Source organism: Streptomyces sp. NPDC001858 (assembly GCF_053594615.1).
Window position 1 is genome coordinate 147,490 of the sequence record NZ_JBSFEV010000016.1, and the last position, 26,088, is coordinate 173,577.

Annotated in this window: 20 protein-coding genes, 2 tRNA genes and 1 pseudogene; 5 read left to right on the top strand and 18 right to left on the bottom strand. The window is 71.2% G+C overall.

The features are described from left to right. Positions 1 to 6: 6 nt before the first annotated feature. From pdxS to pgsA, 5 genes are all read right to left on the bottom strand, one after another. Entirely contained in the window at positions 7 to 918 is a 912-nt protein-coding gene (gene pdxS, locus ACWCPF_RS23250; protein ID WP_451046965.1) for a pyridoxal 5'-phosphate synthase lyase subunit PdxS, read from the bottom strand. Between the two features lie 118 nt (positions 919 to 1,036). Next, positions 1,037 to 1,579, bottom strand: a complete 543-nt coding sequence (locus ACWCPF_RS23255) for a hypothetical protein (protein WP_451046966.1) — start codon at positions 1,577 to 1,579, stop codon at positions 1,037 to 1,039. A 53-nt stretch (positions 1,580 to 1,632) separates the two neighbouring features. Beyond that, entirely contained in the window at positions 1,633 to 2,802 is a 1,170-nt protein-coding gene (locus ACWCPF_RS23260; RefSeq protein WP_451046967.1) for a glycosyltransferase family 4 protein, read from the bottom strand. Next, a complete protein-coding gene (locus ACWCPF_RS23265) occupies positions 2,799 to 3,716 on the bottom strand; it encodes a phosphatidylinositol mannoside acyltransferase (RefSeq protein WP_451046968.1) in 918 nt (305 codons plus the stop codon). Before ACWCPF_RS23265 ends, ACWCPF_RS23260 begins: the two co-directional genes overlap by 4 nt. Beyond that, positions 3,713 to 4,387 (bottom strand): phosphatidylinositol phosphate synthase, encoded by a 675-nt coding sequence (gene pgsA, locus ACWCPF_RS23270; protein ID WP_451046969.1) that lies wholly within the window; start codon positions 4,385 to 4,387, stop codon positions 3,713 to 3,715. The genes ACWCPF_RS23265 and pgsA overlap by 4 nt, the downstream gene beginning before the upstream one ends. Positions 4,388 to 4,663: 276 nt before the next feature. Here pgsA and ACWCPF_RS23275 point away from each other — a divergent pair, with 276 nt between their 5' ends. Together ACWCPF_RS23275 and ACWCPF_RS23280 are read left to right on the top strand one after the other, a co-directional pair. Beyond that, positions 4,664 to 6,859 carry an elongation factor G-like protein EF-G2 gene (locus tag ACWCPF_RS23275; protein ID WP_451046970.1) on the top strand — a complete coding sequence of 732 codons (2,196 nt, stop codon included), beginning with the start codon at positions 4,664 to 4,666 and terminating at the stop codon, positions 6,857 to 6,859. A gap of 198 nt (positions 6,860 to 7,057) precedes the next feature. Beyond that, complete coding sequence (locus ACWCPF_RS23280) at positions 7,058 to 8,719, top strand: hypothetical protein (RefSeq protein ID WP_451046971.1); 1,662 nt, start codon at positions 7,058 to 7,060, stop codon at positions 8,717 to 8,719. Positions 8,720 to 8,815: 96 nt separating this feature from the next. Here ACWCPF_RS23280 and ACWCPF_RS23285 read toward each other — a convergent pair whose 3' ends face one another. Then, positions 8,816 to 9,394 carry an HIT family protein gene (locus ACWCPF_RS23285; protein WP_451046972.1) on the bottom strand — a complete coding sequence of 193 codons (579 nt, stop codon included), beginning with the start codon at positions 9,392 to 9,394 and terminating at the stop codon, positions 8,816 to 8,818. A gap of 67 nt (positions 9,395 to 9,461) precedes the next feature. Here ACWCPF_RS23285 and ACWCPF_RS23290 point away from each other — a divergent pair, with 67 nt between their 5' ends. Further along, positions 9,462 to 10,130 (top strand): potassium channel family protein, encoded by a 669-nt coding sequence (locus ACWCPF_RS23290; protein ID WP_451046973.1) that lies wholly within the window; start codon positions 9,462 to 9,464, stop codon positions 10,128 to 10,130. Positions 10,131 to 10,159: 29 nt separating this feature from the next. Here ACWCPF_RS23290 and thrS read toward each other — a convergent pair whose 3' ends face one another. The 3 genes from thrS to ACWCPF_RS23305 all read right to left on the bottom strand — a co-directional run bounded on the left by thrS (position 10,160) and on the right by ACWCPF_RS23305 (position 14,017). Next, positions 10,160 to 12,136, bottom strand: coding sequence for a threonine--tRNA ligase (gene thrS / locus ACWCPF_RS23295; RefSeq protein ID WP_451046974.1), 1,977 nt, complete (start codon positions 12,134 to 12,136; stop codon positions 10,160 to 10,162). Between the two features lie 91 nt (positions 12,137 to 12,227). Next, positions 12,228 to 13,454 (bottom strand): hypothetical protein, encoded by a 1,227-nt coding sequence (locus ACWCPF_RS23300; RefSeq protein ID WP_451046975.1) that lies wholly within the window; start codon positions 13,452 to 13,454, stop codon positions 12,228 to 12,230. Then, positions 13,451 to 14,017 (bottom strand): DUF4365 domain-containing protein, encoded by a 567-nt coding sequence (locus ACWCPF_RS23305; RefSeq protein ID WP_451046976.1) that lies wholly within the window; start codon positions 14,015 to 14,017, stop codon positions 13,451 to 13,453. The genes ACWCPF_RS23300 and ACWCPF_RS23305 overlap by 4 nt, the downstream gene beginning before the upstream one ends. A gap of 168 nt (positions 14,018 to 14,185) precedes the next feature. Between ACWCPF_RS23305 and ACWCPF_RS23310 the strand changes: the two genes are divergently transcribed. Further along, positions 14,186 to 14,911, top strand: a complete 726-nt coding sequence (locus ACWCPF_RS23310; RefSeq protein ID WP_451046977.1) for an exonuclease domain-containing protein — start codon at positions 14,186 to 14,188, stop codon at positions 14,909 to 14,911. 75 nt (positions 14,912 to 14,986) lie between these two features. On the opposite strand, the gene ACWCPF_RS23315 is transcribed toward ACWCPF_RS23310, so the two are convergent. Continuing rightward, a tRNA-Val gene (locus ACWCPF_RS23315) sits at positions 14,987 to 15,058 on the bottom strand. 39 nt (positions 15,059 to 15,097) lie between these two features. Continuing rightward, complete coding sequence (locus ACWCPF_RS23320; RefSeq protein ID WP_451046978.1) at positions 15,098 to 15,544, bottom strand: SRPBCC family protein; 447 nt, start codon at positions 15,542 to 15,544, stop codon at positions 15,098 to 15,100. Between the two features lie 79 nt (positions 15,545 to 15,623). Here ACWCPF_RS23320 and ACWCPF_RS23325 point away from each other — a divergent pair, with 79 nt between their 5' ends. Next, positions 15,624 to 18,029 (top strand): SCO7613 C-terminal domain-containing membrane protein, encoded by a 2,406-nt coding sequence (locus tag ACWCPF_RS23325; protein WP_451046979.1) that lies wholly within the window; start codon positions 15,624 to 15,626, stop codon positions 18,027 to 18,029. A gap of 7 nt (positions 18,030 to 18,036) precedes the next feature. Here ACWCPF_RS23325 and ACWCPF_RS23330 read toward each other — a convergent pair whose 3' ends face one another. From ACWCPF_RS23330 to ACWCPF_RS23360, 7 genes and pseudogenes are all read right to left on the bottom strand, one after another. Beyond that, positions 18,037 to 20,772 carry an exo-rhamnogalacturonan lyase family protein gene (locus ACWCPF_RS23330; protein WP_451046980.1) on the bottom strand — a complete coding sequence of 912 codons (2,736 nt, stop codon included), beginning with the start codon at positions 20,770 to 20,772 and terminating at the stop codon, positions 18,037 to 18,039. Positions 20,773 to 20,961: 189 nt separating this feature from the next. Further along, positions 20,962 to 21,561 (bottom strand): hypothetical protein, encoded by a 600-nt coding sequence (locus ACWCPF_RS23335; RefSeq protein ID WP_451046981.1) that lies wholly within the window; start codon positions 21,559 to 21,561, stop codon positions 20,962 to 20,964. Between the two features lie 5 nt (positions 21,562 to 21,566). Further along, on the bottom strand, positions 21,567 to 22,484 hold the full coding sequence (locus tag ACWCPF_RS23340; RefSeq protein ID WP_451046982.1) for a carbohydrate ABC transporter permease: 918 nt from the start codon (positions 22,482 to 22,484) through the stop codon (positions 21,567 to 21,569). Then, positions 22,484 to 23,482 carry a carbohydrate ABC transporter permease gene (locus ACWCPF_RS23345; RefSeq protein ID WP_358807428.1) on the bottom strand — a complete coding sequence of 333 codons (999 nt, stop codon included), beginning with the start codon at positions 23,480 to 23,482 and terminating at the stop codon, positions 22,484 to 22,486. Before ACWCPF_RS23345 ends, ACWCPF_RS23340 begins: the two co-directional genes overlap by 1 nt. Further along, positions 23,482 to 24,771 (bottom strand): ABC transporter substrate-binding protein, encoded by a 1,290-nt coding sequence (locus ACWCPF_RS23350; RefSeq protein WP_451046983.1) that lies wholly within the window; start codon positions 24,769 to 24,771, stop codon positions 23,482 to 23,484. Before ACWCPF_RS23350 ends, ACWCPF_RS23345 begins: the two co-directional genes overlap by 1 nt. Positions 24,772 to 25,918: 1,147 nt before the next feature. After that, positions 25,919 to 25,990, bottom strand: a tRNA-Val gene (locus ACWCPF_RS23355). Between the two features lie 6 nt (positions 25,991 to 25,996). Further along, positions 25,997 to 26,088, bottom strand: a pseudogene (locus ACWCPF_RS23360) (rod shape-determining protein); the annotation flags it as partial.

Here is a 26,088-nt window from a genome sequence, read left to right on the forward strand (position 1 = left end):
CGGTGACTACCAGCCGCGGTTGGCGTAGCGCTCGGACTCGGGAAGGGTGTCGCAGTTGATGCCGACCATGGCCTCGCCCAGGTTGCGGGAGGCGTCCGCGATGATCTTGGGGTCGTCGTAGAAGGTGGTCGCCTTCACGATGGCGGCGGCGCGCTTGGCCGGGTCGCCGGACTTGAAGATGCCGGAGCCGACGAAGACGCCCTCGGCGCCCAGCTGGCGCATCAGCGCGGCGTCGGCGGGGGTGGCGACGCCGCCGGCGGAGAACAGCACGACCGGGAGCTTGCCGAGCTCGGCGACCTCCTTGACGAGCTCGTACGGGGCGCGCAGGTCCTTCGCGGCGGCGTACAGCTCGTTGTTGTCGTAGCCGCGCAGACGGGCGATCTCGTTCTTGATCTGCCGCAGGTGGCGGACGGCCTCGACGACATTGCCGGTGCCGGCCTCGCCCTTGGAGCGGATCATCGCCGCGCCCTCGGCGATGCGGCGCAGGGCCTCGCCCAGGTTGGTGGCGCCGCAGACGAAGGGGGTGGTGAAGGCGAACTTGTCGGAGTGGTTCACCTCGTCGGCCGGGGTGAGCACCTCGGACTCGTCGATGTAGTCGACGCCGAGGGACTGCAGCACCTGGGCCTCGACGAAGTGGCCGATCCGGGACTTGGCCATGACCGGGATGGACACGGCCTCGATGATGCCCTCGATCATGTCCGGGTCGGACATCCGGGCCACGCCGCCGTCCTTGCGGATGTCGGCCGGGACCCGCTCCAGCGCCATGACGGCGACGGCACCCGCGTCCTCGGCGATCTTGGCCTGCTCCGGCGTGACGACGTCCATGATCACGCCGCCCTTGAGCTGCTCGGCCATTCCGCGCTTCACGCGCGCGGTGCCGGTCTCGGGGGTCTGGTTTTCGGAGATCGTGCTGGACACGGGGTGACCTCACTCGTCGACAAAGAGGATTTCTGCAGCACTGAGGAAACGCGAGTGGACCAGTCCACAGCAAGGGCCAATGGACACCCGGTGGATCGTTTTCGCCGTCGGCGCCGGCTCAGGCGGACCGGTCGACCAGGACCGGCGGAGGCTCGTCGTCCATTTCGAAGGCCATGGGGAAGGGGGCGTGGCCGGCCAGCCGGAACCAGCGGACCTTGCGGTGCTCGCGGAGTCTGCGGGCCGCGCCGACCGCGTCGTTGTGGAAGCGGCGGGCCATGGGGACGCGGCGGACGGCCTCGGTGAGCTCACGGGCCGCCCCCTCTCCGCCGGGCGCCTCGCGCACGACGTCCAGTTGCTGCGCGTCCCCGAAGACGGCGCGCAGGGCCTGGCTGAGCTCGCTCTCGGCGACCTCCCGCTGCTCCTCCTCGGCCTGCCGGGCGGCGTGCGCGGCCTCGTACAGGACGATCGAGGCCGCCGGGTCGAGCACCTTGGAGGTGGCCAGCTCCTGGGCCACGGACGCGCGGCGCAGCAGCTGCGCGTCCAGCGCGGCCCGCGCGGCGTCGATGCGGGCGTGCAGCCGGTCCAGCCGTCCCGCCGTCCAGCTCAGGTAGAGGCCGATCGCGACGAGGACGACCAGGATCCAGATCAGGGTTGCGGTCACGGGCGGAAGGCTACCCGTGCGCTTTGCGGCGGCCGGGACAGGTCCGCGTCAGGTCAGTCCCGGGCCAGGCCGAGCCGGGCTCGCAGGCCGACGGAGGTGCGGTCGTCGTCGGCCGCCACCGCCGCCGCGCCGTCCGTCACCGTCTCGTACACCGACAGGATGTCCGCGCCGACGGTCGACCAGTCGAAGCGCCGTACGTGCGCGCTGCCGCGGCTGCGCAGTTCGGCCCTGCGCTCCGGGTCGCCCAGCAGGCGCACCGCCGCCTCGGCCAGCGCGTCCGCGTCCTCGTTGGCGAACAGCTCGCCCGCCGCTCCCTGGTCGAGGACCTGGGCGAAGGCGTCGATGTCGGAGGCGAGCACGGGGGCCCCGGCGGACATGGCCTCGACGAGGATGATGCCGAAGCTCTCGCCGCCGGTGTTGGGCGCGACGTACACGTCGACGCTGCGCAGGAAGCGCGCCTTGTCCTCGTCGCTGATCATGCCGAGGAACTCCACACGCGCGTGCAGTTCCTTGGGCAGGCTCTCCACCGCCTCCTTCTCGTCGCCGCGGCCGGCGACCAGCAGCCGGGCCCGCGGCCGCTCGGCGAAGATCCTCGGCAGGGCCCGCATCAGGACGGGCAGGCCCTTGCGCGGCTCGTCGATGCGCCCCACGAAGCCGATGGTGTCGCCCTGCCACTCGGGGTTGGGCTCGGCCCGGGCGAAGAAGTCGACGTCGACGCCGTTGGGGATGACGACCGCGTCCCCGCCGAGGTGCTCGACCAGGGTGCGGCGGGCGTACTCGCTCACGGCGATCCGCGCGCTGATCTTCTCCAGGGCGGCCTGGAGGATGGAGTACGCGGCGATCATCGCGCGCGAGCGCGGGTTGGACGTGTGGAAGGTCGCCACGATCGGCCCCGAGGCCGCCCAGCAGGTCAGCAGGCCCAGGGACGGCGAGGTCGGCTCATGGATGTGGACGACGTCGAACGCGCCGTCGTGCAGCCAGCGCCGCACCCGCGCGGCGGACAGGAAGCCGAAGTTGAGGCGCGCCACCGAGCCGTTGTACGGCACCGGGACGGCCCGGCCGGCCGAGACGACGTACGGCGGCAGCGGGGTGTCGTCGTCGGCCGGGGCCAGCACGGACACCTCGTGACCGAGCCGGATGAAGTACTCGGCGAGGTCGCGGATGTGGAACTGGACGCCGCCCGGCACGTCCCAGGAGTAGGGGCAGACGATGCCGATTCTCACTCGGGCGCCCCGTCCGACGGGCGGGGTTCCAGGTCGGCGAGCCACAAGCGCTGCAGCATGTGCCAGTCCTCCGGGTGTTCGGCGATGCCGGTGGCGAAGGCGTCTGCCAGCGCCTGTGTCATGACAGACGTCTTCTCGGCCCGCGTACCTGTCTCGGGTACCTCGATGGGGGGATGCACACGGCCCCTCATGACGGGCGAGTCGTCGTACCAGAGGGTGACGGGGAGCAGGAGCGCGTCGGTCTGCTGGGCGAGCAGCGCCGGTCCCGCGGGCATCCGGGTCGTGTCGCCGAAGAAGTCCACCTCGACGCCGGAGGCGGACAGGTCGCGCTCGGCGACCAGGCAGACCAGGCCGCCGTCGCGCAGCCGCCGGGCCAGGGTGGCGAACGCGGCGCCGCCGGTGTGCGGCAGCACCTCCATCCCGAGGCCCTCCCGGTAGGCGACGAACCGGTCGTACAGCGTCTCGGGTTTGAGGCGTTCGGCGACGGTGGTGAACGGCGTCCCGAGCTTGGTGGTGACCCAGGCGCCGGCCAGGTCCCAGTTGGCCATGTGCGGCAGGGCGAGGACGACGCCCCTGCCGGAGGCGATGCCGTCGGTGAGGTGATGCAGGTCCTTGGCCTCGAAGCCGTCGCGGACGCGTTCGGCGCTCCAGGCGGGCAGCCGGAAGGACTCCATCCAGTAGCGCAGGTAGGACCGCATCCCCGCGCGCGAGAGCTCGGCCAGCCGCTCGGGGCTCGCGTCCGGCACCACGCGCGCGTAGTTGCTCTCCAGCCGCCGTACGCCCTTGCCGCGCCGCTTCCAGGCGAGGTCGGCGATGGTGCGCCCGAGCCGTACGGCGGCGGGCTCGGGGAGCTTCTTGACGGTGCTCCAGCCGAGCCCGTACAACGCGTCGGTCAGGCGATCCTGGGCGCTCACTTCGCTGCCTCGCTCCCCTGGGCCTCCTCCTGGGCCGCGGCGGCCTCGGCCTCGGCCGACTCGCGCCGGACCGTGTGGACCCGCTGGATCAGCGTGACCAGGCTGCCGACGGCGACGATCCACAGCGCGATCGGCAGCAGCACCTGGATGCCGGGCACGCCGAACGTGTGCAGGCCCGCCAGACCGGCCGCGACCAGGGAGATCACCAGGCGTTCGGCGCGCTCCACGAGTCCGTTGACGGCGACCGGCAGGCCGATCGACTCGCCACGGGCCTTCGTGTACGACACTACCTGGCCGCTGGCCAGGCAGAAGATCGAGACGGCGCACAGGACGTTGTCGTCCCCGTTGCCCGCGTACCAGAGCGCGAAGCCGCCGAAGATCGCGCCGTCGGCCACCCGGTCGAGCGTGGAGTCCAGGAAGGCGCCCCAGCGGCTGGAGCGGCCGAGCTGGCGCGCCATGTTGCCGTCGACGAGGTCGGAGAACACGAAGAGCGTGATGACGATCGTGCCCCAGAAGAACTCGCCCCGGGGGTAGAAGACCAGCGCGCCCGCCATCACGCCGGCGGTGCCGATGAGGGTGACGGTGTCAGGGCTCACGCCGCGGCGGATGAGAAACGCGGCGAACGGTGTGAGGACACGCGTGAAGAATGCACGCGCGTACTTGTTCAGCATGGCCTTCCCGAGGGCTCGGTGTGGCCGCGCGGCCCCTGCTGGCCACCGGCTGGCCCATCGTAGCCACGCGCGTGTGTGTGCGACGGTCGGGCACCCGGACCCCGTGTCACGGCCTGCCGGAATCGGCGGCGGGCCCGGGTCCCGTCCGCCGTATGGACGCGCGGTGACGGGAGTGGAAAGCTCGAAGGACCGCGGGCGTCGTCGGAGCCGCCATCGCACGCGGGGCCGCCGTGCCCGCGCCCCCAGTGACCTCACCGTGCACGGGAGGCAAGGAAAATGGGCGACAAGGCGAATGCACACCCCGGAGCCGCCGGCAGGGCTACAGCGGCCGACCACCCCGCGTCCGTACGGAATGTGGTGCTGGTCGGCCACTGCGGATCGGGCAAGACGACGTTGGTGGAGGCTCTCGCGCTCACGGCGGGAGCGGTGAACCGGGCGGGCCGCGTGGAGGACGGCGGCACCGTCTCCGACTACGACGAGATCGAGCACCGGCAGCAACGCTCGGTGCAGCTGTCCCTGGTGCCCGTCGAATGGGACGGCATCAAGGTCAACCTCCTCGACACCCCCGGATACGCCGACTTCGTCGGGGAGCTCAGGGCCGGTCTGCGCGCCGCGGACGCGGCCCTTTTCGTCGTCTCGGCGGCGGACGGCGTGGACGGCTCGACCCGCATGGTGTGGGAGGAGTGCGCGGCCGTGGGGATGCCCCGCGCGATCGTCGTCACGCATCTGGAGGCCGCCCGCGCGGACTTCGAGGAGATGACCCGGATCTGCGCGGAGGCGTTCGGCGGCGACGACCCGGACGCCGTCCTGCCGCTGTACCAGCCGCTGCGCGGGCCCGAGGGGCCCGACGGGCACGCGCCCGTGACCGGGCTGACCGGGCTGCTGTCCCGGAAGCTGTTCGACTACTCCTCCGGCGAACGCGAGGAGTCCGAGCCGGGCGAGGACCAGCTGCCGGACCTGGAGGAGGACCGCAACCGGCTGATCGAGGGGATCATCGCCGAGAGCGAGGACGAGACCCTCATGGACCGCTATCTCGGCGGCGAGCAGATCGACGTCAAGACGCTGATCGAGGATCTGGAGCGGGCCGTCGCGCGCGGCACGTTCTTCCCCGTCCTGGCGGCCGCCCCCGCCGCCGAGGGCGCCCGGCAGGGCCTGGGCACGGTCGAGCTGCTGGAACTGGTCACGAGGGGCTTCCCGACGCCCCTGGAGCGCGAGGCGCCCCGGGTGACGACGGTCGACGGCCGGCCGCGCGACCTGACCTCGTGCGATCCGGACGGGCCGCTCGTCGCCGAGGTCGTCAAGACCTCCTCCGACCCCTACGTCGGCCGGGTCTCCCTCGTCCGGGTCTTCTCGGGCACGCTGCACCCCGACGAGACCGTCCATGTGTCCGGGCACGGCCTCGCCGACCGCGGTCACGAGGACCACGACGTCGACGAGCGCATCGGCGCGCTGTCCGCGCCGTTCGGCAAACAGCAGCGGACCCTGACGCACTGCATCGCGGGCGACCTCGCGTGCGTGGCGAAACTCGGCCGCGCGGAGACCGGCGACACCCTCTCCGCCAAGGACGACCCGCTGCTCATGGAGCCCTGGCAGATGCCCGACCCGCTGCTGCCGCTGGCCATCCAGGCGCACAGCAAGGCCGACGAGGACAAGCTCTCGCAAGGGCTGGGCCGGCTGGTCGCCGAGGACCCGACGATGCGCCTGGAACAGAACCAGCACACCCACCAGGTGGTGCTGTGGTGCCTGGGCGAGGCCCACTCGGACGTCGCCCTGGAGCGGCTGCGCTCCCGCTACGGCGTCCAGGTCGACGTCGTCCCGCACAAGGTCTCCCTGCGGGAGACGTTCGCGGCGCGGTCCGGCGGGCGCGGGCGGCATGTCAAGCAGTCCGGCGGGCACGGCCAGTACGCCATCTGCGAGATCGAGGTGGAGCCGCTGCCGGGCGGCGCGGGCATCGAGTTCGTGGACAAGGTGGTCGGCGGCGCGGTGCCGCGCCAGTTCATCCCGTCCGTCGAGAAGGGCGTGCGCGCGCAAGCGGCGAAGGGCGTGGCGGCCGGGCATCCGCTGGTCGACATCCGGATCACGCTGCTCGACGGCAAGGCGCACTCGGTGGACTCCTCCGACGCCGCGTTCCAGACGGCCGGCGCGCTCGCGCTGCGGGAGGCGGCGGCCGAGGCGACGATCCATCTCCTGGAGCCGGTGGCCGAGGTGAGCGTCCTGGTCGGCGACGACTACGTGGGCGCCGTGATGAGCGACCTGTCGGGGCGGCGCGGGCGGGTGCTGGGCACCGAGCAGACCAGCGGCGGCCGCACGCTGGTGCGGGCCGAGGTGCCCGAGATCGAGATCGGCCGGTACGCGGTCGACCTGCGTTCCCTCTCGCACGGCACGGCGCGTTTCCAGCGCGCGTACGCCCGGCACGAGCCGATGCCGGCCCAGGTCGCCGAGCGGGTCCGCCAACAGACCGCGAGCGGCTGACGGTTGGTGCCCGGACGGCCTCAAGTGGCCGCTGCGGCACCGTAGTGGAACGGTTCCCTCCGATCCGGCGGGCGGCTTCGGCCGTCCGCCGACGGATGTCGGCGCCTGCGGATACGCTGATGACCTGATCAACAGGTGTGCGGAGCACGGAAGTCGGGAAGGCCGCAGAAGCGAGAGTGGCGGCGATCGGGGGCGGGAATGACCGTTGACAGCGGTTACGCGGACATCTTCGGACCACAGGTGCCGCAGACGGGCGACGGCGGGCAGACGCCGACGTTCGGCCTGGCCTCGGCCGCCTACCGGGACAACCCGGTCGAGGACATCAAGAAGGCCGACAACGAGTGGCACCAGACGGCCGTCAACAGCGGCCGCAAGTGGGCCCGAATCTTCCGGCCCAACCTCGGCGAGGCGTTCTCCCAGGCGGTCATCGACCGCATGCTGGGCGTCGGGCGCAGCCCCCTCATCCAGTCCTTCGGCAGCGATCCGCAGGTCGTCGTCGAGCACTGCCTCGCGGCCAACCGCATCCGCCGGGAGCGCGACCAGAAGCTGACCGGCCTCATGGTGCTGTGCGGACTGCTCTTCCTGCCCGGCCTGTTGGTGTGGCTGCTGGTCTTCCAGCTCCGGGCCACCATGGGCAAGCAGGAGAACAAGCGGGTGTCCGGGCTCGCCACCGGCCTGCTCGTCGCCGTCGGCGCGCTCGCCGTGATCTTCCTCGTCAAGATTCCGTTCACTGGCTTCTGGGGCTGGTACGCGCGCGGTTGCATCGTCGCGCCCGTGGCCGGCTGGTTCCTGGCCAAGCGGATCTGCGAGGGCACCGCGAAAGACCTCCGCGGGCGCTGGGACGGCCTGCTGTCCGGCGGCAGCGTCGGCGCCAAGGTGCCCGAGGCGGTGCCGACCAGCCCGAACCAGACGGCGGCCGAGCAGCTTCGTCAGTCCCTGGCCCGGCTCAGCGCCGAGCAGCAGTCCAACTCCGTCTTCTACGCCGGGCCCAAGGGCATACTCGGCATGGGCACCCGCTGGGGCGCCTGGCAACTGGCCGAGGAGCTCGTGCCGACCGACCCCAACAAGGGCGTCCACCAGTTCCGCAGCTGGACCGTCGTACGGGCCATCCACGAGCAGCTCACCGTGCTGAACCGGCAGAGCCTGAAGACCGGCGGCTTCCCGCCGCCCACGGTCCGGCACTGGATCGTCACCCCGGTCGGCGAGAACGCCAAGGCGGTCTCCCGGCCGGAGGGCACCGACGTCGAGGCCTACCAGGTCAAGCCGAGGGCCATAGAGGACATCTGCAACAACCAGCAGTTCGGCGGCGGCGACCGGCACTACCTGGGCGTCCAGTGGCCGCTCTGGGACGGCCAGTTGATCATCACCATGCTGATCACCGTGACGGTGCTGCACGAGACGCTGCGCATCGAGGTCACCGGACACGCCCTGGGCCCGGTGAACGGCCTGTTCACCACCAAGTCCGAGGCCCCCACCAAGACCGTCGCCAAGAGCGTCCGGTTCTGGGAGACGCGCACGATCAAGCTGCCGCTGGTCACCGCCGACGAGGTGGTCCGGCTGGCCGCGCGCGCCACGATCAGCTGGTACCCGCCGCTGCTGAAGTGGCTAGGCGGCTCGATCGGCCTGCCCGAGCCGTTCGGTCTGCGGCACGCCTGGGCCGACCAGCCCTGGCGCCACCGCTTCATGGCGGACGACGCGCTGCGGGCGGCCACGCCGGTGCTGCGCGTCGTGCACACGGCCGCGCTCAAGGTGCTCAAGGAGCACGACGTGAACATCGAGAAGTTCAGCTCGCGCTCGTCGGTGCTGAGCGGGGCGGTGCAGGATGTGGCGCCTCGGAAGGCGGACACCTACGACGCGTAGGCCTCCGGCGGTTGGGCGGCTATGTCGTGCGGGTGGTCTGGGTACCGGCCCTGAGGGCTGTGCCCCCAGACCCCCCTTCGGCCTGCGGCCTCGTCCTCAAACGCCGGACGGGCTGGTTGGTGTCGGCCAGGCCTCGGAGAGCATTTTTCTGGTGTCTGCCAGGAGCTGGGGGAGTACGCGCGTGTGGCCGACCACCGGCATGAAGTTCGTGTCGCCGCCCCAGCGGGGGACGATGTGCTGGTGGAGGTGGGCGGCGATGCCGGCGCCCGCGACCGTGCCCTGGTTCATGCCGATGTTGAAGCCGTGGGCGCCGGACGCGGTGCGCAGGGCCGTCATCGCCTGCTTGGTCAGCTCGGCGAGCTCGGCGGTCTCCGGCACGGTCAGGTCGGTGTAGTCGGCCACATGCCGGTAGGGGACGGTCATCAGGTGGCCGCCGTTGTACGGGTACAGGTTCAGCACCGCGTACACGTGCTCGCCACGGCGGACGATCAGACCGTCCTCGTCGGATTTCGCCGGAATCGAACAGAACGGGCAACCGTCGTCGGCCCCCGGGCCGGTCGGCTTGTTCTCGCCCTGGATGTACGCCATCCGGTGGGGCGTCCACAGGCGCTGGAACGCGTCCTGCGTACCCACTCCGATCTGCTGCTCCGGCTCACTCGTCATGCAAGGCAGCATATTGCTTCGCCCGTTCGCGGCGTGTCGGCGGGGTTGGAGGAAAGTCTTCGCGGGTCAAGCTGTGCCGATGGACGAAGTCAGCCGTCAGGCCCGCTGGGAGCAGCGCACCGAGCTCCCGCTCGCGTTCGCCTCCGTGGTGTTTCTCGCCATGTACGCCGTCCTGGTCCTCGCCCAGGGTCTGCCCGGCGGCTGGCGGGACCTGTGCGCCGCGGTACTGGCCGCGACCTGGGCGCTGTTCGCGATCGACTACGGGGTGCGCTGGCGGCTCAGCGGACTGCGGCTGGGCTTCGTGCGCAGGCACAAGCTGGACACCGTGGTCGTGGTGCTGCCCCTGCTGCGCCCGCTGCGGATCGTCAAGGTGTACGAGGCCGTGCAGCATCGGCGCGGGCAGCCGCGGCTGTCGCTGCACGCGCGCGTGATCACCTACGCGGGCCTGACGACGCTGCTGCTCGGTTTCGCGTGCGCCCTCGCCGTCTACGACCGGGAACGCGGAGCGCCGGGCACCACCATGCACTCCTTCGGGGACGCCCTGTGGTGGGCGTGCGAGACGCTGACGACCGTCGGCTACGGCGATGTCGTCCCGGTCACCTCCGGGGGCCGGACCATCGCGGTCGGGCTCATGGCGTGCGGGCTCGCCCTGCTCGGCGCGGTGACGGGGTCGTTCTCCTCCTGGCTGATCCAGGTGTTCTCCCTGAAGGAGGACTCCCCGGACGGCGGCGGGCCCCCGGAGAAGTGATCTCCCCGGGGGCCCGCCGCACGACCGGATCAGATCTGCGTCCGCTCCTCGACGACCTTCGCGATCTTGGCGATGGCCTCGTCGAACGGGATGCCGTTCTCCTGCGAGCCGTCGCGGTAGCGGAAGGACACCGAGCCGTTCGCCATGTCCTCGTCGCCCGCGATGACCATGAAGGGCACCTTCTGCTTCTGGGCGTTGCGGATCTTCTTCTGCATGCGGTCGGAGGAGGAGTCCACGTCCACCCGCAGCCCCTGCTTCTTGGCCGCCGCGGCGAACTTCTCCAGGTACTCCACGTGCCCGTCGCCGATCGGGATGCCGATCGCCTGGACCGGGGCCAGCCACGCCGGGAACGCGCCCGCGTAGTGCTCCAGGAGCACCGCGAAGAACCGCTCGATGGAGCCGAAGAGGGCACGGTGGATCATCACCGGACGCTGCTTCGCACCGTCGGGGCCGGTGTACTCCAGGTCGAAGCGCTCCGGCAGGTTGAAGTCGAGCTGGATGGTCGACATCTGCCAGGTGCGGCCGATGGCGTCCTTGGTCTGGACGGAGATCTTGGGGCCGTAGAAGGCGGCGCCGCCCGGGTCGGGCACGAGCGGGAGGCCCTGCTTCTCGGCGACCTCGCGCAGCGTCTCGGTCGCCTCCTCCCAGACCTCGTCGGAGCCGACGAACTTCTCCGGGTCCTTGGTGGAGAGCTCCAGGTAGAAGTCGTTCAGGCCGTAGTCGCGCAGCAGGCCGAGGACGAAGGTGAGCGTCTTGTCGAGCTCCTCCGACATCTGCTCACGGGTGCAGTAGATGTGCGCGTCGTCCTGGGTGAAGCCACGCGCGCGCGTGAGGCCGTGCACGACGCCCGACTTCTCGTAGCGGTACACGGTCCCGAACTCGAAGAGGCGCAGCGGCAGTTCACGGTACGAGCGGCCGCGCGCGTCGAAGATCAGGTTGTGCATCGGGCAGTTCATGGGCTTGAGGTAGTAGTCCACGCCCTCGTCGAGCTGCATGGGCGGGTACATGCCGTCGGCGTACCAGTCCAGGTGCCCGGACGTCTCGAAGAGCTTCCCCTTCGTCGCGTGCGGGGTGTAGACGAACTCGTAGCCCTCCTCCTCGTGCCGGCGGCGCGAGTAGTCCTCCATGACCCGGCGGATGATGCCGCCCTTGGGGTGGAAGACGGCGAGGCCGGAGCCGATCTGCTCGGGGATCGAGAACAGGTCCAGCTCGGAGCCGAGCTTGCGGTGGTCGCGCTTCTCGGCCTCGGCGAGGAAGTCGAGGTGGGCCTTCAGCTCCTCCTTGGAGGGCCAGGCGGTGCCGTAGATGCGCTGGAGCATGGGGTTCTTCTCGCTGCCGCGCCAGTACGCGGCGGCGTTGCGCATCAGCTTGAACGCCGGGATGTTGCGGGTGGTGGGCAGGTGGGGACCGCGGCAGAGGTCCTTCCAGCACAGGTCGCCGGTGCGGGCGTCCAGGTTGTCGTAGATCGTCAGCTCGCCGGAGCCGACCTCGACGTCCGCGCCGTCGTCGCTGGAGGCGGCGCCCTTGAGGCCGATCAGCTCCAGCTTGTAGGGCTCGTCGGCGAGCTCCTCGCGGGCGGCCTCGTCGGTGACCACGCGGCGGGCGAACCTCTGCCCGCGCTTCTGGATCTCCTGCATCTTCTTCTCGACGGCCTTGAGGTCCTCGGGCGTGAACGGCTTCTCGACGTCGAAGTCGTAGTAGAAGCCGTCCTTGACCGGCGGGCCGATGCCCAGCTTGGCCTCGGGGAAGAGCTCCTGCACGGCCTGGGCCATCACATGCGCGGTGGAGTGGCGCAGGATGTTCAGGCCGTCCACGGAGGAGATCTCGACGCCCTCGACCTCTTCGCCGTCGGAGAGCACGTACGACAGGTCCCGGAGCCCGCCGGCCACCCGCGCGGCGATGATCGAGCGCTCGCCGGCGAAGAGGTCGGCGGCCGTGGTGCCCGTCGTCACCGTGCGCTCTTCCCGCTCGGAATCGCGTTGGATGATCACACGGACGTCTGACACCGGTCTCTCCTGACTGCAGGGTGGGTGCGGCGCCATACCGGGAGCGCGCGCAAGAGGCGATCGTACCGACCCGCACCCGCCTACCGCGAAATCATTCCTCGCGGTCCTCCCCGCCGCAGGCCTCCTCGAAGAAGTCGAGGTTCTCCTGGAGCGACTTCAGCAGCCGGTCCCGCTCGGCGTCGTCGACCTGCACGGGGACCACCCCGCAGGCGCCGCTGAGCCTGCGGAACCCGCCCCTGCTCTCCAGCCGGCCCTGCACCCGCACCGGCAGCCCGACCAGGTGGGCCTGTCCGGCGATGCGGTAGTCCTCCTCGTCGAGGGTGAGCCGGACGTGCGGGATCTCCGCACCGGCCAGCACCCGCAGCCGGACGCTGCCCTCGCCGCGCGGCCCCGACCTGCGCATCCGGACGACCGTGCCGGTGACCCGCACGGGCACGGAGGGTTCCTCGCGAAGGTAGCGGGCGCCGGCCGCGCGCAGCACGGGCAGGTCGCCGGGCGAGAACTCGACCGGTTCGCCGCCCGAGGCGCAGTCCTCGGGGACCCCGGCGGCGGGCGACCACTCGACAGCGATCCGGGCCCCCTCGGCGCCCCGTACCAGCGTGATCAGCGCCTCGGTGAGCTCACGGCTGGCGCCGGCCTCCACGGCCCCGTCGAAGGCGTCCATGCCGCCGGTGGCCCGCTGGTAGTCGATCGCCTCGCGGACGGCGTACAGGGCCTGGTGCAGGCGTACGGCGAGGGGCCGGGCGACGGCGACGGGCGCGAAGGCCGTCAGCCGGCGCCCACCGACCGCGGAGCCGACGAGGACGCTCTCCAGCGTCGCCAGGGCAGCGCGCCGGTGCCGGGCGCCGTAGTAGCCGGCCCGCGCGCGGGTGGCGAGCGCGCCGGCGAGCAGCAGCTGCCGGGCGGCGCCGCGCAGCTGTTCCTCGACGGCCCAGGAGGCGACCCCGGCGGGCCCGGTCGGCGCGTCCCGCCACCAGCGGATCTCGTCGCTCGGCACGGCGAGCCCGACGAGCACCTCGCGCGCGGAGGGGGTGCCGCTGCGGGCGAGTGCCAGGAGCGCCTCGCCGACGAGGTCGTCGCTGTCGGGGAAGGCGCGGCTCTCCGGCACGAGCAGGCTGATTCCGCCGCCGCCCGGTCCGGGCGGGGTCCAGCGGCCGTAGCGGCCGGCGGCGCCGCCGCGCCGCTGCCAGCCGTGCCGGCGCAGCAGGGCGCCGAGTACGGCCGGGTCGACGTCGCCGGGGTCGGGGTCCTGGTTCCAGTGGGCCACGGGGTGGGGCCGTACGGCCCGCAGTGGCTCGTCGAGGGGGCGGTGGGTCATGGTCTGCCTCCCGTCCCGGCCCGCGTCATGATCTCGCACAGCGCCCGGTCGTCGAAGATGCGTGTGGTCGGTATCCGCACGGTGGTCCGGGTCCGGCCGGTGATCGGGTGGCCGGCGAGATTGACCCAGTAGCAGCAGTGCCGCAGGTCGAGGCGGTCGTGGCCGGCGCGCAGCCAGTCGTCCTGCGCTCTGGGCACGACCATCACGACGAGGATCTTGTGCACCGACACCGGGGTGCGGGCGAGCTTGCGCAGGTGGTCGTTGTCGAGCGTGAAGGAGAAGAAGCGGCCCGGCGGGTTGGGCCGTACCTGGTAGGTGGCCTTGAGCTGCACCTTGATGGTGACCTCGTCGTCGACCGTGTGGCCGGGCGAGCCGTGGCTGACGTGCCAGTCGATGCCGTTGTCCGGGAAGGGCTGCGACAACGAGCAGCCGGCCGCCGCCGCGACGGCGTGCAGATAGCCCACCTGCAGTGTCTCCATGCAGGCGGTGGTGGCGAGCGTCCCGCGGTGAATGCCCTCGCGTTCGGGCAGCAGCCCGCCCCGCTCGGGCTGCGCTATCGCCATGACCAACAGCCTTCCACGCAATGCCGATACCCGTGACGGGCCGCTGAACTGCAAAGACCCGTACTCGTGTTGTGTCCTTCCGGCGTACGGCGCAAACAGCCCGGGTATCACCAAACAGGCAGAAGACGGTGCGTCAGCTGCCGTGGGTGAACGAGGGGTTGTGTAGGTATGACGTACTGGTACGAGGGCCCTCTGGCCGCTTTCGACACGGAGACGACGGGCGTCGACGTGGAGACCGACCGCATCGTGTCGGCCGCTCTCGTCGTCCAGGACGCGCCGGGTGTACGGCCGCGGGTGAGCCGCTGGCTGGTGAACCCGGGCGTGCCGGTGCCCGCCGGGGCGACGGAAGTGCACGGACTGACGGACGAGCATCTGCAGCGCAACGGCCGCTGGCCGTCGCCCGTGATGCTCGAGATAGCCGAGCTGCTCGCCGAACAGGCGGCCGCGGGACGCCCGTTGGTGGTGATGAACGCGCCGTTCGACCTGACGCTGCTCGACCGTGAGCTGCGCAGGCACCGCGCCTCGTCACTCGGCAACTGGGTGGACGCGACGCCGCTGCGGGTGCTGGACCCCCGGGTCCTGGACAAGCACCTGGACCGCTACCGCAAGGGCCGGCGCACGCTCACCGACCTGTGCGCGCACTACGAGGTGACGCTCGCCGACGCGCACGACGCGGCGGCGGACGCACTGGCCGCGCTGGAGGTCGTCCGGGCGCTGGGCCGGCGGTTCGCGGCCCGGCTGGAACGGCTGTCGCCCGCCGATCTGCACGCCCTGCAGACCGCCTGGCACGCGGCTCAGGCGCGGGGGCTCCAGGCGTGGTTCGCGCGCAGCGGCACTCCGGAGACGGTGGACACGTCGTGGCCGCTGCGTCCGGAGCTGCCGGCTGCGGCGTGACGGCGGGGCGGCGGCTCAAGGGCGGGGCGGCATGAAGAAGGCCGGTCCGCGTGTGGCGGACCGGCCTTTTCCCGGTGGGCGATACTGGGTTCGAACCAGTGACCTCTTCGGTGTGAACGAAGCGCTCTCCCACTGAGCTAATCGCCCGGGAACGCACTGAACAATACAGGTCCCCGCGCGCTTCCTTCAAACCGCTTGCAGGTGCGCCGCCAGGCCGCGCCGTCCGGCCCGCATCATCAGCCGGTGGTTCAGCCGGAACACCGGCCGCCCGGGCACGGCGAGCCGCCGCAGCAGCGGCTTGTTCACCTGGACGAACTGGTCGTAGCGCGCGAGGGCGCCGGGGCCGTCGGCGGTGATCGTCCAGCGTGCCCAGCCGTCGAGGTCGCCCGTCATCTCGATCTCCAGCACCCCGGCCACGGCATCGCGCCGCACGGCCCGGGCGGTGAAGGTCAGGTCGTACGGGAGGAGGGAGCGGACGCGGATGACGCCGGTCGTGTCGTCGAGGCGGTTCACCTCGCGGACCTGGCGCCACCAGCGCGGGTAGTCCTCGGCCCGCTCCAGCACGTCGTAGACGCGGGCGGGCGGCGCGGGCAGGGCCCACAGGCTGCGGAAACGGTAACGGGTCCAGTCCATGGGCAGAGTGTGCCCGCGCGCGGGTCCGGCCGACGGCATCCGGCGACGGCATTTGAGTACGTCCTGAGTACGTGCGCTCATGCCGGTGCACGTGACGCGGACCACACTCCGGGGCATGACGCATTTTCCGCCCCCGGCCGAGGAGCTGCGGCTCCTCGACACCGAGCTGGGACAACTGGACGCCCGTCGGGCCCAGTTGCTGGCCCGCCGCTCCTGGCTGGTCGCCACGCTCCAGCAGGCGGCACGGCCGACCGCGCCCGAGCGGCCGAGCCGGCCGACGTCCGCGGGAGCGTCCGTCCGCCCCGAGGCCACCGCGCCGGGCGTGCAGAACGCGCTCCTGCTGCTCGGCGCCGTCCTGCTGACCATCGCGGCGATGGTGTTCACCCTGGTCAGCTGGGGTCACCTGGGCATCGCCGGCCGGTCCCTGGTGCTGGGGGCGGTCACGCTGGCGGTGCTCGGCGCGCCCGTGGCGCTGCTGCGGCGGGGGCTGCGTTCGACCGCCGAGTCGGTCGCGGGCCTCGGCCTCGCGCTGACGCTGCTGGACGCCTACGCGTTGCGCGAGGTCGCGTTCACGGCGGCGGACGGCACGACGTACGCGGCGGCCGCCTCGACCGTGCTGGCGGCGCTGTGGGCGGCGTACGGCACGGCGCTCGCCGCGCTGCCGGGCTCGACCGCGGTGCGGCTCCCCCGCCCCGCCGCCCTGACGGTCGCTCAACTCGTGTTGCCGCTCTGGGCGATCGCGGCCGACGGCGGTGCGCACACGGTCACCGCCGCGGTGCTGCTGACGGCCGCGGCGGACGCGGTCGTGGCGCTGCGCGTCTCCGAACGGCCGCTGCGGCTGGTCGCCGTGGCGGGCGCGTTCGGCGCGGGCGGCTGGGGCGTCCTGGTCGCCGGTCTGCTCTCGGTGGACGCGGCCGGTGCGGGCGCCGCCGCCCGGGCCGCGGCGCTGCTCTGCCTGGCGGCGGCGATCGCCCTGGGCGTGTCCCGGTTCGCCCCTCGGGCCGACCTCGCGACGGGCACGGCGGCGGCCGGGGCCCTGTGCGTGGTCGCCGGCCTGGGCGGCGTCCTGCGGGTGTCACTGCCCGGCGACTGGACGGTACCGGCGTATCTGGCCTGCGGGATCGCGCTGTTGGCCGTGGTGCGGGGCGCGGAAGCGGTGCGCCGCGGGATCGCCTGGGCCTCCGCCGTCGTCCAGGCGGGCGCGGTGCTGTGCGCGGTACCGGCCGTCGGCGTCACGCTGCTGGGCCCGGTGGCGCGGCTCGGCTACCTCTGGTCCGGGACCCCGGCGGACGCCCGGGTCGCGGTGACGTTCGACGCCTTCTGGCCGCCGCACGCCGTCACCGTGCCGCTGACCCTCGCCGCGGTCTCCGTGGTCCTGGCGACGGCGGTCCGCAGCGAGGAGTGGCGCCCGCAGGCCGTGACCGCCGCGCCGGCGTTGCTGTGGGCGGCGGTGCTGGTCACTCCGTCGGCGCTGCAACTCCCGTATGCGGTCGGCCTGTCGATGCAGGGACTCCTGATCCTGGCACTTCTGGTGCCGACGGCCCGGACGGCCACCGGGCTGGCCCTGGTCACTTCCGTCGGCCTCGCCTTCCTGGCCCTGGCCACGGAGCCGACGACGCTCATCGTGCTCGCGTCGCTCACCGCGGCCTTCGCGGCGGCCGCCCTGCGCGGACGTCTGGCGCCGCTGTCCGCGGCCGCCTCCCTCGGCTATGCCACGGCGCTGGCCTGCGCCGTGGGCGTCTCCGCCGGCTGGCGGCCGGAGCACATCGCCCTGCTGGTGCTGGTGGTCCCCGCGGTCGCGGCCCTGGCCGCGGCCCGGATCGGCGACCCCTCGACGACGGTGGCGGTGGAGGCGGCCGGAGCCTTCGCCGGTCTCGTCGCCATCGCCCTCGCGGTCCTCGATCTGCCCCTGCTCGCCGTGGTGTTGTCCCTGTGCGCGGTGATCGCGGCAGGCACCGCCGTACGCCCGGACCGCCGCTCGGTCGGTTACGCGGCCGTCGCGCTCTTCGTGCTGGCCGCGTGGGTGCGCCTGGCGGCCTGGCGGGTGGGGCTCCCGGAGGCGTACACCCTGCCGGTCACGGTTCCGGCGCTGCTCGTCGGGGCCCTGCGCCGGCGTCGCGACCCGGCGGCCTCCTCCTGGACGGCGTACGGTCCCGGCCTCACCGTCACGCTGCTGCCGAGCCTCGCCGCGGCCTGGGGGGACGTCGAGTGGACGCGCCCCCTGCTGCTGGGGGCGGGCGCGCTGCTGCTCACCCTTCTCGGCGCCCGGCACCGGCTGCAGGCGCCGCTCGTGCTGGGCGGCTCGGTGCTCGCCCTGGTCACGCTGCACGAACTCGCCCCGTATCTGGTCCAGGTGACCGACGCGCTCCCCCGCTGGGTGCCTCCCGCCCTCGCCGGACTGCTGCTGCTCGCACTCGGTGCGACGTACGAGCAGCGGCTGCGCGATCTCCGGCGGGTACGGGAGGCCCTGGGGAAGCTGGGCTAACCCTCGGCTACGGCATCTTGTCCCCCAGGAGGGCCAGGTTCTCGATGGCGGCGAGGCCGTAGAGCGCGGTGTCGTTGGTGGACACCCAGGTGGCGTCGCTGCCCGCGACCAGGGCGGTGGGGCCGCTCACCCGCTCCGTCTTCCACGGCGAGGACTCCATGTAGCCGTCGGAGCTGTAGAACTTCGTCCACGCCCGCTTGGCGAGCACCTCGTCGCCGGTCTGGACGGCGGCGTAGGCGTCGAGGCGCGAGTGGCCCTGGAAGAGCAGCAGGGAGCCAAAGTTGGAGCCGTAGCGCGCCGCCTGTTCGGCCTTGGTGGCGTTGAAGTAGCGGCAGTAGTCGAAGTAGGCCTGGTTGAACTTCGGCATGTCGACCAGGTGGATGAGCTCGGCGCACAGTTCGTTGAGGCCGAACACGGCGGAGAGGTGGGAGACGCCGACGACGGGCGCCGGGGCGATGGCGAACCTGCCGGTGTCGAGGTCGTACAGCCCGCTGCCCTGCACGAAGCCGTTGGGCTGGGCGGCGATGGTCTCCATGGTGGACAGGACGCGCGCCTTGGCCTTCTCCCACTTGGGGCCCTTGCGCTCCCACTCGGTCAGCCAGGCCGACACCAGGCCGCTCCAGTCGGTGCCGAAGCCGATCGACAGGGCGTGCCGGTCGGGCGTGTAGGGCTCGGTGCGGACCTTGCGCAGCGGGTCCAGGGCGAGGAACGTCTCGTCGGAGTCGACGTTGGCGTGCATGAGGTCGCCGACGCGTTCGTCCGCCGTGAGGAAGTAGTAGTAGCGGCGGTAGGTGGTGTTGGCGATGCGCTGCTGCTTGGCGCTGTCCGCGTAGTGCTGGACGCCGTGCCGGGTGCCCAGGCCCGCCCACTGGCCGATGTGGTAGACGTCGACCTCGCCGGTGTGCCGGGTCATCGCCTCGGCGAAGCGGAAGATGTCGGCGCGGCCGGAGCGCAGGTAGGCGAACCAGAGCCAGAGGTCCGGGGACAGCTCGGAGTTGTCCCAGGCGTAGCCGCCGATGTCGTACCGCCACTGGCGGCGGACGGCGTCGTAGGTGTGCATGATGTCGCCGTAGTCCCAGAAGCCGTACCAGCGGCGCTGCTCCACCTGGTCCTTGTAGTAGGTGAAGAGGAAGTCGAGGTGGTCCTCGATCTTCGCCTTGGCGGGGGTCGAGCGGTCCGGCTCGGAGTAGAGGCCCGGTCCGAAGACCTTCGCCTTGATGAGCTGCTTCGGCGGGGCGGCGAGCTGCGGCAGCACCCGGACGGCCTCGACCTGTTCGGCGAGCTTCTCGGGTGCGGGCGTCGACCCGTTGGCCCAGAACAGCAGCTCGGAGGTACGGGCGATCCCGTAGGGGGTGCCGAAGCCGGGCTCGTAGTCCTCGTAGGTGATGTTGAGGCCTTCGATCTGCTCGGGGAAGGTGTCCTGGCCCATGCCGTCGTGGTAGAAGCGCAGGTCCATGGGCTGCGCCTCGGGCGACCAGAGCCACAGGGTGACCTCGGCGGCGTCGGTGTGCGCGTCCCGGATGTCGAGCTGCGCGGGGTGCTTCTCCCAGAAGTCCCTGAGGCCGAAGGAGAATCCGCCGCTCGCCCCGCCGACGTAGCCGAAGCCGGAGGCCCGCCTGCCGCCGCCGGCGCCGACCCAGCCGTGGCCCTTCTTGGTGCGCTTGCGCAGGGTGAAGCCGTCCGCCGACAGCTGGGAGAGGGTGTAGTCGCCCCACTCGGGGATGTACTGAAGGCGGGTGGTGACCCGCTGGTCCCAGGTGGCGGGGTCGGGGAGCTTCTGGCCCGCGTACTGCGCGGCCTGTACGGCGGCGCCCGGGTCGCGGCGCAGGCCGGTGATGCCCTTGACGGCCTCGCGCAGCAGTCCGGTGCCCTCGCCGCCGATGCGGATGTGACGGTCGTAGGACGCGTCGCGCATCGGGACGGTGAAGCGAACGCCGATTCCGCGGATGAAGTCGCCGCTCGCCTTGCCGGGCTCCTGCTTCCCGTCGAAGGTGACGGTGTGCACCATGCGGAAGGAGTCGGCGCCCGCGTAGAAGTAGAGGCGGATGGAGAAGGGGAGCCAACTGCGGCCGCCCTTGCGGTGCTTGCCGTCGATGCGGACGACCGCGCGGACCGGGCCCGACTGCTCGACGGTGACGCCGTCGATGGAGCCCTCGAAGCGCTCGGTCTTGACGGTGCCCTGGTCCTCGTCCTCGATCTCGGGCTGGCGGATCAGCACGAGCCGCCCGTTCTTGGCGATCTCGGTGGCGCCGCGGGTGACGGACTTGATGAGGGTCGTGCCCGACTTGCCGATCTTCGCGGTGATGACGCCGGTCGACACGTCGATGGTGCCGCCGCGCTTGTCGACGGTGACCTTCTGGGCGGGGGCGGCCGGGGCGCCGGCGGCGAGGGTGAGCTTGCCGGTGCCCGAACTCACCGCGTGCGCGGTCCACTTGAGGGAGCCGTCCGGCCAGTAGGCGAGCGGCCAGGACTGTACGGGGACGTCCTTGCCGGCGGCGTCCGTCAGCGCGAAGGTCTGGTCCTCCTGGTACGCGCCCATGGGCCAGGGCACGCCGAGCGTGGAGCCGGGGGCGGCGCCGAGGCCGCCGTCCTCCAGCCAGTCCAGGGTCACCGGATCGGCGTCGGCCGCGGCGGCTGCGGGCGCGGCCTCGGCGTCCTGGGCCCCCAGCGCCCAGCTGAACTGTGCGGCGGCGCCGGCGACGGCCGCCGCCTTGAGGAGGGACCTGCGGGGGATGGGAGACATGGGATGCGGCCTTCCTTTCCGTTCCGTGCGGGATGCAGAGCAGGGATGAACACGATGAGCACGATGAGCAGGGGCGATCAGGGGTGGTCAGCGGTGGTCGGGGACGGTCAGCGGCGGTCGGGGATGGTCAGGGGCATGACAGAGCGAGGCGCGGCGCCCGGATCGGACGCCGACCCTGAGGGGTTCCGGTCAGCGGTCGCGGTACCGCTGCTCCACGGCCACGGCCGCGGCCACGACGGCCCCCAGGACGGGGACCGCCAGCGGTGCGACGAACCAGGCGGACAGGGCCACCACGGCCAGTCCGCCGACGACGAGGAAGGAGCCGGCCGGGTCGAGCACCGTCCGGCGGCCGGCCTGCTGGAACAGGTCCCGCCAGGTGGCGTCCGGCGTCCATACGGCCGCCGCCCGCAGTCCGGCGACACCGAGCCCGATCAGCGCGAACACGCCGACCGCGCCGACCAACGGCCCGCCGGGAAGCCCGGCCCGCACGGCCTGGACGTCGACCCAGACCGCGGCCGCCGCCAGCCATCCGGCGAGCCCGGCGAGCCAGCCGCCGCGCAGTGCCGTCCGGAAGTCGCGGACGAACTCCCGCCAGCCGCCGCCCTGGTGGGCGGTGTGCCGACGCAGATGGCGCGCCCCCGCCGCGAAGGCGGCCGGGTAGGTGACCACCCCGAGCGAGGCCACGGCGATCCACACGCCGGTGAGCAGACACTCGGCGAAGACGCCGAACCGCTCGGCGACGACGGACTCCCTGCGCGGGGTGCGGGCCTTCGCACGCGCCTCGGCCATGCCGGTCAGCCCTTCAGTCCGGACGTCGCCATGCCGTCGATCAGATAGCGCTGGAAGGCGAGGAAGAAGGCCAGCACCGGCAGGAGCGCCACCAGCGACATGGCGATCATGCCGCCGTAGTCGGCCACGCCCTCCTGGTCCACGAACATCTTCAGACCGAGCGAGACCGTGTACTTGTCGGGTTCGTTGAGGTAGATCAACGGGCCCATGAAGTCGTTCCAGGAGTTGATGAAGGTGAAGATCGCGCTGGTGATCAGGGCCGGACGACACAGGGGGAGGACGATCGACCAGTAGATGCGCAGATGCCCGCAGCCGTCGAGCCGGGCCGCCTCGTCGAGCTCCTTGGGCAGGTTGCGCATGAACTGCATCATCAGGAAGACGAAGAACGCCTCCGTGGCCAGGTACTTCCCGAGCAGCAGCGGGGTGTACGAATTGATCATGCCCATGTTGCGGAACAGCACGTACTGCGGGATCAGCAGCACGTGGTACGGCAGCAGGAGCGTGCCGATCATCAGCGTGAAGAGCAGATTGCGGCCCGCGAACCTGATCCGCGCGAAGGCGTACGCCGTCAGCGAGCAGGAGAGCACGATCCCGATCACGGAACCGACCGCGAGCGTGAGCGAGTTGAGGAAGAACGTGGAGATCGAGATGTCCGCGATGCCCTCGGACAGCCGGGTGTAGTTCGACGTGATCGGCGAGCCCGGGAAGAGATCCAGGCTGCCGACGATGTCCTCGCTCTTCTTGAAGGAGCCGCCGATGACCCAGACCACCGGATAGAGGATCACGGCGAGGATCGCGAGGGAGCCGAGGTGCCAGGCGAGCGATCCGGGCAGCCGGCGCCGGAACGCGCCGCCCTTCGTGGATTTCGCGGACTTCATGGGCGGGGTCGGGGCCGGGGCGACCTCGGTGGCCTGTGCGCTCATCAGGCGCCCTCCTCGTAGTGCACCCAGCGCTTCTGGGACCAGAACAGCACCGCCGTCACCAGGGCGACCGCGATGAGCAGCATCCAGGCCATGGCGGACGCCAGACCCATCCGGCTGTTCTCGAAGCCCTGGACATAGAGGTAGCAGGTGTAGACCATCGAGCCGTCCGCGGGCCCGCAGGCGTTGCCGCCGGCGCCGCCGCCGACGATGTACGCCGAACTGAAGATCTGGAAGGAGTGGATCGTCTCCAGCAGGACGTTGAAGAACAGGACGGGGGAAATCATCGGGAGCGTGATGTTCCAGAACCGCCGCAGCTTGCCGGCCCCGTCGACCTCGGCCGCCTCGTACAGCTCCCGCGGGACCTGCTTGAGGCCGGCCAGGAAGATGACCATGGGGGCGCCGAACTGCCAGACGGTGAGCGCCACCAGGCTGTAGATGATCATCTCCGGGTCGCCGGTCCAGCCGCCGACGTCGATCCCGAAGAGCTTCTGCGTCCGGTCGACGATCGCGTCGTCCGAGAAGATCGCCTTCCAGACGATGGCGACCGAGACGCTCGCCCCGATCAGCGACGGCGCGTAGAAGGCGGCCCGGTAGAAGGCCTGCCCGCGCCGCTTCTGGGCCAGCAGCAGTGCCACGCCGAGGGCGGCGAGCAGCTTGAGTGGCGTCCCGACGACGACATACCACATCGTCACCTGCACGGAGTGACGCCAGCGCGGATCGTTGAACATCTCGGAGAAGTTGTCGAGACCGATCCACCTGGGCGCGTCGAACAGGTTGTAGTCGGTGAACGCGAAGTAGAGCGAGGCGATCATCGGGCCCGCTGTGAGCAGCAGGAAACCGGCGATCCAGGGAGACATGAAGAGATAGCCGGCCAGGTTCTCCCGACGGCCCCGCCGCTTCAGTTCGGCGGGGCGCGGGGAGTTCACCGGACCGTGCCGCGGCTCGGAGTCCTTGGCGAGGCCCTCCATCGCAGGGGCGTGTGTCACGGCGGTTCCCATCAGCCGGCGAGAGCCGTCTTCGACTCGGTGAAGAACTGCTTGACGGCCTCGTCCACCGAGCGCGTGCCCAGGGCGAGCTCCTCGCCGATGCGCAGGAAGGCCGACTCGCAGATGTCCGCACCGTTCGGATGCGGGGTGATGGGCTCCAGGACGCCCGAGGCGACGAGGGACTCCTCGTACGCGGCGATCGCCTTGTTGACCTCGTCGGTCGGCTGGAACGCGTCGAACTGGGCCTGTGTCGAGGGCACCCCGCGGTCATAGCCCATGATCTTGGCGACCTCGGGCTCGTGCACCATGAAGTCGATGAACTGGGCGACCTCCTTGGGGTGCTTCGTCCGCTTGGAGGCGCTGAGCATCAGCGAGCCCAGGTACTGGCCGGTCTTCTTGCCGTCCGTGGTCGGGATGGGAGCGAGTCCGTACTCGCTCTTGCCTTCGGAGGTGTAACGGACGGTGAAGTTGTCCCAGGTGAACTCGCTGGCGGCGAGTTCCGCGGAGACGGCCGACTTGGGCTTGACCTGGGCGACCTTCTTGGCGTCGGCGTAGATGCCGTCCTGGACGCCCTGCTTGGCCTTCGTCCACCAGTCCGTCAGATCGGCCTCGGTGAAGCCGAGTGCGTCGTCCTTGAAGAACGCCTTGCCGTTCTGGCGCAGGTAGAGGTCGTAGAGGTACATGACGCCGTACATGCCGCTGTCGCCGGCCCGCCCGGTCTTGTCGCGGATCTTGGCCATCGCCGTGTGGAAGTCGTCCCAGGTCCAGCCCTGCTCCGGCTTGACGCCCGCCTTGGTGTAGACGGGCTTGTCGATCACCAGTGCCAGCGAGTTGGAACCGACCGGGACTCCGAGGAGTTTGCCGTCCACCTCACCGAACTTCTCGAGGCCGGCCCGGAAGCCCTCCGTGGAGAGGTTGCCCGCCTTGACCTGCTCGCTGAGATCCAGCAGCACGTTCTTCGCGTCGTATTTCCGCAGGAATCCAATGGCATTCTGGAACACATCCGGCGGATTGCCGCCGGAAGCCTGGGTGTTGAACTTCTTCCAGAAGTCGAGGTAGGGCTGAAAGTCCGTTTTCACCTTGATCTTCGGGTACTTCTTCTCGAAGAGCGCGATGGTCTTGTTGATGCGCTCCGCGCGGTCCTCGGAACCCCACCACGCATAACGGATCGTCACCGTCCCGTCCGCCGAGGTACCGCTGTCTCCCCCGCATCCGGTGGTCGCCGCCAAGCCCAGCGTGACCGCCGTGGCCCCCGCGGCCTTCAGAACCGTACGCCTCTCAACATTCCTGCTGGTTCCCACAGTCGGGCCCTCCCCGCAGCGTCGTTGCCGCTTGCATGAATCGTTTCAAGAAAGCGCTTGCTGGCACAAGGTACGAGGGGCTTGAGGGAGCGTCAATGATTCGGACAGGATTTTCTTGTGAGACGGCGACGCGGCGACGGGTGTGCGTGGCGCGGACTCGGGGCTTGCGATGTCGCGAACTCCCAGGTGAGAGGCGCGCGTTCGGATCATCGAACGGATGATCAGGTTGCGAGCGACTGATCCGAACGACTGAAATCCGCCTGCACGGGTGGGGGTTGGGGGGCTGACGCGACGAATGACAGCTGAAGGGAGGGGAGTTGACGATGTGACGTAACGGCACGGTGTGACACGGCATGGCACTGCATGACCCGACCTGGCCGGATGAGGGGGCGCGGGGGTGCGTGGTCAGGTGATACGGGGATGGGGGGTGGGGCGACTGCGGACGGTTACCGGGGCCGGACGATCACGGCGATGTGCGGGGCACGGCGCTTGGGTTCGGGACGCCGGCGTGAATCGTTGCCTGAGCGCTGAGGTGGCGGACTAATCGGGGGCGCGGGCGCGACGGGTCATACGAATCGGGGGGGGCGGACGGCGGGACGCGCCGGGGGCATCGGGGGGCGAGGGCGTGACGCGCCGGAGGCAACGGGGCGCGGCGGTGCCGTGGCGCGGCCAGGCTCGGGGTGCGAGCTCGCGGTGGGGCGGGTGCGTCGGGGCGGCGAGCTCGTGGTGTGGTGCGCGGGGCGTGGTGCGCGGGGCCGAGGCTGGGGTGGTGGCCGGGGTGGCGGCGGGGTGGCGCCTGGGGTGGCGGCGGTCGCGGGATGCTGCGCATGCAGCTCCCCGGCAGCCCGGCGAATCAGAGGCTGACCCTATGGCACACCGGCTGAATCGAAGCTTGTCTCATGACATGCCGCATGCATCGAAGCCACGGCTCATGAGTGGCGGAGTCGCGGAGTCACGAGGCGCGGAGTGGCGCACGCATCGCGGCTTGGCTCGTCGCGGGCAACAGGCTTCCGGCGCCGAGCTGGTCGTGTGCGCACGCACGGGAGCCGGGCTGCCGGGTGTCGCACGGTACCGGGGGCCGCGTTCGCGGTGGTCGCACGAACGACGTCGGCCCGTCTGCGGATTCGCAGACGGGCCGACGTTCCGGTGGGCGATACTGGGTTCGAACCAGTGACCTCTTCGGTGTGAACGAAGCGCTCTCCCACTGAGCTAATCGCCCGGGATGACGGAGCATCTGGTCGAAGCCGGGCAGCAGCGCGGAGCCGCCGACCATCATGATCCCGCGGTCCGCGAGGTCGGCGACCAGGTCCGGCGGGC